Consider the following 5,999-nt stretch of genomic DNA (forward strand, 5'->3'; position numbering starts at 1 on the left):
TGTCTAACCAGACACGCAGCGGAGCGGTAGTTCAGTTGGTTAGAATACCGGCCTGTCACGCCGGGGGTCGCGGGTTCGAGTCCCGTCCGCTCCGCCACTTTATTAGAAACCTCAGCAGCAATGCTGGTTTTTTTTGCGTCTGGGGCATTAAACTATACTCTTTTCCTACTAGAGCCTCTCTTCTCATTTCTTGATTACTACAGCGACAGATGTGCACAGCACTAAAAAATGAGTATGAAAAAGCCGATACAGTATGTGATCGGCTTTTGCTATCGAGAGTTGGGTATTATAGAATTTGTTTAAGTACTTTATCTGCTTTAACTCTGGTGACTTTTCGTAATAGCTTTTGCACTGAATTAGGGTAATCCTCAATTTTTTCTAATTGCTTGTAAGTACAGACTAATTGAGTGTGCTTAAGGATGTTTTCGATTTCACGATCAAATTTTTCAGTAAGATGATGGTAGTGATCTTGGATAAGAATCGCATTTTCTAGATCTAACTTCCAAGCCCTTGGATTTAAGTTATTGCCTGTAATTAGCATATAGCGTTTATCTACCCATATCCCTTTCAGGTGAAAGCTATTTTCATCATGCTTCCAAAGATGAATAGAAAGGTTTCGGCTAGCGATATTGGCTTCATTGGCTTTGGCAAAACGACGCAGATTTATTTCGTATAAATAAGGCAATCCACCAATAGTTTTAAAATCTTGCTCAGGAGAGATATAGAAGTCGTTGGCTGTTTTATCACCGACCACGATATGAACTTTTACTCCTCTTTTTAATGCTCTTTTGACTTCCTTAGCAACACTTTTGGGGAAATTAAAATATGGAGTACAGATAAAAACTTCATCTTTGGCTTGAGCTATCAAATGATTAATATGGTGATTGAGCTTATTTCTACGTTTGCCAATGCCAACCAATGGCGTTAAAGCAACTTGCTTTGCACTTATCGTTTGTGTTTCAAATTCATAGTTTGCTAAAGCCAAAGTTGCGCGAAATTGACGGATGTCGGCTTTAATATCTTTTGTTTTTGGTTTTGATGTACAGGCTAAGTCATTGACAGCTGGATGGCTGATCATTGTTTGGTGAATGAATTTCACCATTGAGTCTGCCAGTGTTTCATTATCGATAGTATGGTAACGGTCGAATCGATAGCGCTCTTGCTGATGCAGATAAACGTTATTGAGACTAGCACCACTGTAAATTACTTGATCGTCAATGATGAAACCTTTGAGGTGTAAAACACCAAAAACCTCTCTACCTCTGACGGGGATGCCGTAAACTGGGATTGCATGCTCATGCTTTTGGGCCAACTCTTTGTACATTGAAGCATTCCCTTCAGATGCATCAGCGCCAATGAGGCCACGCTGAGCTCTGTGCCAATCAACGCAAATTACAATGTCTAAGCCTGGATTTCTTTGCTTGGCTTGATAAAGTTCGTTGAAAACTTCTCTGCCTGCTTCGTCATCTTCTAAATAAAGAGCCACAAGATAAATCCGCTTACTTGCCTGACGGATCGACTCAATCAAGTGATTCTTAAATTCTTTGGCGGAAAATAAAACCTCAAATTGATCTGGCGATTGTGCAATAGTTGGCAGGTGTTCGAATGGATTTCTATGAGCAATCATATTGGATGATATACCTTACTTATTTGCAAAATTGCGAACTCTAGATAGTATCAAATTAGAGTGATGAATTGCTAGAGAAGCTGATTATTCTCACTAGCTTTTCCCATGTATCGCATAGGAATGAGATCTTTGCCACTACGTAAATAGCGCTCTAGAAGCTGCATGAGGCTTTGTGGTATTTCATTTGGCGCTAAAGTCCTAAAACCGTGCGCACAATAAAAACTTTCTAGATGGCTATAGGCAAAACAATAGTCTTGTGAGGTCAGAATGTGAGATTCACAATAGCCGAGCAACTGTGAGCCAACTCCTTGCCCTCTATGCACAGGAACAACAAGCATGCCAGTTAATAATCGATATTGTTCAATGCTTCTAAATCTGACCACAGTGCAGATGGCGTCGTTGATAGTCCCCACAATACACAGCTCATCTTTCTTTGCTTTTGCTGAAGGATAGTGATCTTTATAGATCCGTTTGATCAAGGGGAGTTTGATTGGGGGAAGGACTTCAAAGTGTAGTTCAGTCATTTCTTTCTGCTTCATATAGCTATCTGTTGTAGAATGAAGCGAGTTTAATTTATTCATAGAATGCCATGCAATTACATCCCAACGCTAATCTCAAAGACCACCATACTTTTGCTATTGAGCAGTCATGCCACTTCCTAGTTGAAATTGAATCAGTACAAGATTTGATTGAAGTTTATCAGAGCCCGCAATGGCAAAATTTACCCAAACTTATGCTTGGTAAGGGAAGTAACGTACTCTTTACCAGTGAGTTTCAAGGCGTGGTATTAAGCAACCAAATGAAAGGTTTGCAGCATACGCAGGATGAAAATTACCACTATTTACATATTTCTGGCGGGGAAGATTGGCCTTCACTTGTCGAGTGGACGGTGAAACAAAATATCGCAGGTCTTGAAAATTTAGCCTTGATTCCCGGGTGTGCTGGTTCTGCCCCGATCCAAAATATCGGAGCTTATGGTGTAGAGTTCCAAGATGTTTGTCATTACGTTGATTATCTATGTTTAGAGTCATTTACCGTTAAACGTCTGACAGCCCAAGAGTGCTTGTTTGGTTATCGAGACTCTATTTTTAAACATCAGCTATATGGCAAAGCTATTGTGGTTGCGATTGGATTAATACTTCAGAAAAATTGGCAACCCACTCTGAATTATGGACCGTTACAGGATCTTAATGCCGAATCTTGCACATTGTTGGATATATATCAGTGTATATGTGCAACGCGCCAAGCTAAATTACCTGATCCCCGAATACTTGGTAATGCTGGCAGCTTTTTTAAGAATCCTATTATTAGTCTAAGTCTATGGGAAGTATTATTACAGCGTTATCCTGATATAGTTTCTTACCCGGTTAATGGCGGTAGAAAAATTGCTGCGGGTTGGTTGATTGATCAGTGTGGGCTAAAAGGTGTTCGTGTTGGAGGGGCTCAAGTGCATCCAAAACAAGCTCTTGTTATTGTCAACAGTGGTGATGCAACCGCGGAAGATGTTATTCAACTTGCTTCGAAAATTTGTAAGACGGTTTACAGTAAATATTCTATCTATTTAGAGCATGAAGTCCGATTTTTAGACAATAAGAAAGAAACAACGCTACAGCAAATTATGGAGAAGCAAGATTGAAAGATCATAGCGTTAAATTATCTTTGTTAAAACATTTAGCCAAGGGTGATTTCTGCTCAGGAGAGTCCTTAGGTGCTGAACTTGGCATCTCTCGTGCTGCTATTAGCAAGCACATGCAGGGCATCCAAGAATGGGGTATTGATGTTTTTCGTGTGCAGGGTAAGGGGTATCAACTTGCTCAACCTCTGAGCTTACTCAACGAAGACGTTATTCAAGAAGCGGTCGATAACCCTGTCAAACTCTTTCCTATCATTGATTCGACTAACCAGTATTTACTCGAAAAAATTGATAGTTTGCCATCGGGGAGCGTGTGCTTAGCCGAGTATCAAGCTAATGGTCGTGGCCGTCGTGGTCGCCAATGGATCTCTCCTTTTGGTAGTAATCTTTATATTTCAATGTATTGGAGGTTAGAGGCTGGAATGGCTGCAGCCATGGGACTTAGTTTGGTGGTTGGGGTTGCCATTGTTGAGGCTTTAGAACGCCTAGGGTTTGACGGAGTTAAGCTGAAATGGCCAAATGATCTCTATTTTCAAGATAGAAAGCTTGCTGGAATTTTGGTTGAATTGACTGGTCAGGCTGGAGCAGCAGCGCATTTAGTTATTGGCATGGGGATGAACATTTTTATGCCGGAAAATGAATCATCAATTGATCAACCTTGGGCTAGCCTGTCACAAGTCACCGATCGTGCCAATATTGATCGGAATCAGCTCACAATTGCGTTTATTCAATCTCTGGACCACGCTCTACGTGATTATGAAATGAACGGTATGAAAGATTTTGTGCCGCGCTGGAATCGTCTTGATAACTTCATCGGTCGTAAAGTTAAGTTGATCATCGGTCCGCGAGAAATCTATGGAACAGTGCATGGAATTAGTGAGCACGGTGCAGTTTTACTTCAAACTGAAAATGGCTTACAAAGCTATATTGGTGGTGAGATCTCATTACGTAAGGCTGAATAGATGTATCTGTAAATCCATTACTTTCGCAACAATATCTCTTCAACGGTATGATTTACCCCTTTGCGTAAAATAAGCTGGGCACGTTCTTTTGTCGGTAGAATATTGCTTTGCAGGTTTTTACCATTGATGGAATGCCAGATACTTTGTGCTTTTTCCCGCGCTTCTTGCTCTGATAGTTTTGTATAGTGACTGAAGTAAGAACCAGATTTTTTGAACGCACCATGACGAAATTTCATAAATCGTTCCACGTACCATTTTTCAATCTGTTCGCTATCAGCATCAACATAAAGAGAAAAGTCTAAGAAATCTGAAATAAACACGCGATGAGGGTCATGGGGATAATCCATACCGCTCTGAAGGACATTCAAGCCTTCAATGATCAGAATGTCAGGCCTATCTACTACTTTTTCTTCACTTGTAATGTCATAAGTAAGATGTGAGTAGACTGGTGCTGAAACATGACGCTTTCCTGCTTTAACATCCGAAACAAACTGCACGAGGCGTTTCATATCATAGGATTCAGGAAAGCCCTTTCGTTGCATTATTCCTTTTTCATTCAATACTTGATTAGGAAATAAAAAGCCATCGGTGGTGATCAATTCAACTTTAGGGTGGTTTTCCCATCGTGAAAGTAGAGCTTTTAATAGGCGAGCTGTCGTACTTTTTCCTACAGCAACGCTGCCAGCAATACCAATCACAAATGGCGGAGCAATGTCCGTGTTACCAATAAACTGGTGAAGAACCGTGTTTCGGCTCTGTCTTGCTACGACATATAGGTTGAGTAAACGAGCCAAAGGTAAGTAGATTTCTTCGGTTTCTTTCATCGTCAGATTTTCATTAATCCCTTGCAGTTCCTTTAGATCGGCTTCAGATAAAGTCATCGGTACAGAGTTGCGTAACTCCGCCCATTGATGGCGATCAAAAGAGATGTAAGGACCCATAGAATACTCGGCAATGAAAATAAGAGAGAAATTAAGAGGATGAAACATACCTCAAGGCGAAAAGAATGCAAACTTCTAAAGTGAGAGAATTGAGCTAGAAAACGCAATTAGTCCGAAAAAGCAACGAATAAGCGAAAATTACAGAAAAATAGATTTTTTTTTAAATTTGGTCTTGCAAGCTAGAACATCATTCAATAGAATGCGCCCCACTTATGCCGACTTAGCTCAGTAGGTAGAGCAACTGACTTGTAATCAGTAGGTCACCAGTTCGATTCCGGTAGTCGGCACCATTCTTCCTTATTTGAGGAGGAGTGGCGAAAAATTTGGAGGGGTTCCCGAGTGGCCAAAGGGAGCAGACTGTAAATCTGCCGGCACTGCCTTCGATGGTTCGAATCCGTCCCCCTCCACCATATTCTTAAGGAAATAGCTCTCAGAGTTACGTGTGCGGGCATCGTATAATGGCTATTACCTCAGCCTTCCAAGCTGATGATGCGGGTTCGATTCCCGCTGCCCGCTCCAACCATTTTGAGTGCTGATATAGCTCAGTCGGTAGAGCGCACCCTTGGTAAGGGTGAGGTCCCCAGTTCAAATCTGGGTATCAGCACCAGCTCTCTAAGCAATAATTTCCTTTTGATATATACTTCTTACCAATAATTTTGGTTGCGTGGTCATCAAAGCCACCTAAATCCGTACCTAGAGGGACAACTCATGTCTAAAGCAAAATTTGAACGTACGAAACCGCACGTAAACGTTGGTACTATCGGCCACGTTGACCACGGTAAAACAACTCTAACTGCTGCTATCTGTACTACACTTGCAAAAGTGTACGGTGGTGT

General features: G+C 41.3%; 6 protein-coding genes and 5 tRNA genes. 8 read left to right on the forward strand and 3 right to left on the reverse strand.

All coding sequences use genetic code 11. From position 1 onward, the window contains the following. Positions 1–20 precede the first annotated feature (20 nt). Positions 21–97 (forward strand) — tRNA-Asp (locus HGG78_RS18260). A 189-nt stretch (positions 98–286) separates the two neighbouring features. On the opposite strand, the gene pssA is transcribed toward HGG78_RS18260, so the two are convergent. Together pssA and HGG78_RS18270 are read right to left on the reverse strand one after the other, a co-directional pair. Beyond that, positions 287–1,627, reverse strand: a complete 1,341-nt coding sequence (gene pssA / locus HGG78_RS18265; RefSeq protein WP_172533759.1) for a CDP-diacylglycerol--serine O-phosphatidyltransferase — start codon at positions 1,625–1,627, stop codon at positions 287–289. A 71-nt stretch (positions 1,628–1,698) separates the two neighbouring features. Beyond that, positions 1,699–2,208, reverse strand: a complete 510-nt coding sequence (locus HGG78_RS18270) for a GNAT family N-acetyltransferase (RefSeq protein ID WP_172533760.1) — start codon at positions 2,206–2,208, stop codon at positions 1,699–1,701. 8 nt (positions 2,209–2,216) lie between these two features. Here HGG78_RS18270 and murB point away from each other — a divergent pair, with 8 nt between their 5' ends. Together murB and birA are read left to right on the forward strand one after the other, a co-directional pair. Beyond that, complete coding sequence (murB, locus tag HGG78_RS18275; protein WP_172533761.1) at positions 2,217–3,263, forward strand: UDP-N-acetylmuramate dehydrogenase; 1,047 nt, start codon at positions 2,217–2,219, stop codon at positions 3,261–3,263. Next, positions 3,260–4,222 (forward strand): bifunctional biotin--[acetyl-CoA-carboxylase] ligase/biotin operon repressor BirA, encoded by a 963-nt coding sequence (birA, locus tag HGG78_RS18280; RefSeq protein ID WP_053309846.1) that lies wholly within the window; start codon positions 3,260–3,262, stop codon positions 4,220–4,222. Before murB ends, birA begins: the two co-directional genes overlap by 4 nt. A gap of 17 nt (positions 4,223–4,239) precedes the next feature. Here the strand turns inward: birA and coaA are convergent, their stop codons facing one another. After that, the gene (gene coaA, locus HGG78_RS18285; RefSeq protein WP_053309849.1) at positions 4,240–5,163 is read right to left on the reverse strand and encodes a type I pantothenate kinase; all 924 of its coding nucleotides are present in this window, start codon (positions 5,161–5,163) and stop codon (positions 4,240–4,242) included. A 214-nt stretch (positions 5,164–5,377) separates the two neighbouring features. Here coaA and HGG78_RS18290 point away from each other — a divergent pair. The 5 genes from HGG78_RS18290 to HGG78_RS18310 all read left to right on the forward strand — a co-directional run. After that, a tRNA-Thr gene (locus tag HGG78_RS18290) sits at positions 5,378–5,453 on the forward strand. Between the two features lie 35 nt (positions 5,454–5,488). Continuing rightward, positions 5,489–5,573: transfer RNA gene (locus tag HGG78_RS18295), tRNA-Tyr, on the forward strand. Between the two features lie 34 nt (positions 5,574–5,607). Then, positions 5,608–5,682: transfer RNA gene (locus HGG78_RS18300), tRNA-Gly, on the forward strand. A gap of 12 nt (positions 5,683–5,694) precedes the next feature. Beyond that, positions 5,695–5,770: transfer RNA gene (locus HGG78_RS18305), tRNA-Thr, on the forward strand. Between the two features lie 101 nt (positions 5,771–5,871). Next, positions 5,872–5,999 (forward strand): GTP-binding protein (locus tag HGG78_RS18310; protein WP_238336750.1); only part of this gene is annotated, 128 nt, incomplete at its 3' end.

This window comes from Vibrio aestuarianus (assembly GCF_012395185.1).
GTDB classification, from domain to species: Bacteria; Pseudomonadota; Gammaproteobacteria; order Enterobacterales; family Vibrionaceae; genus Vibrio; species Vibrio aestuarianus.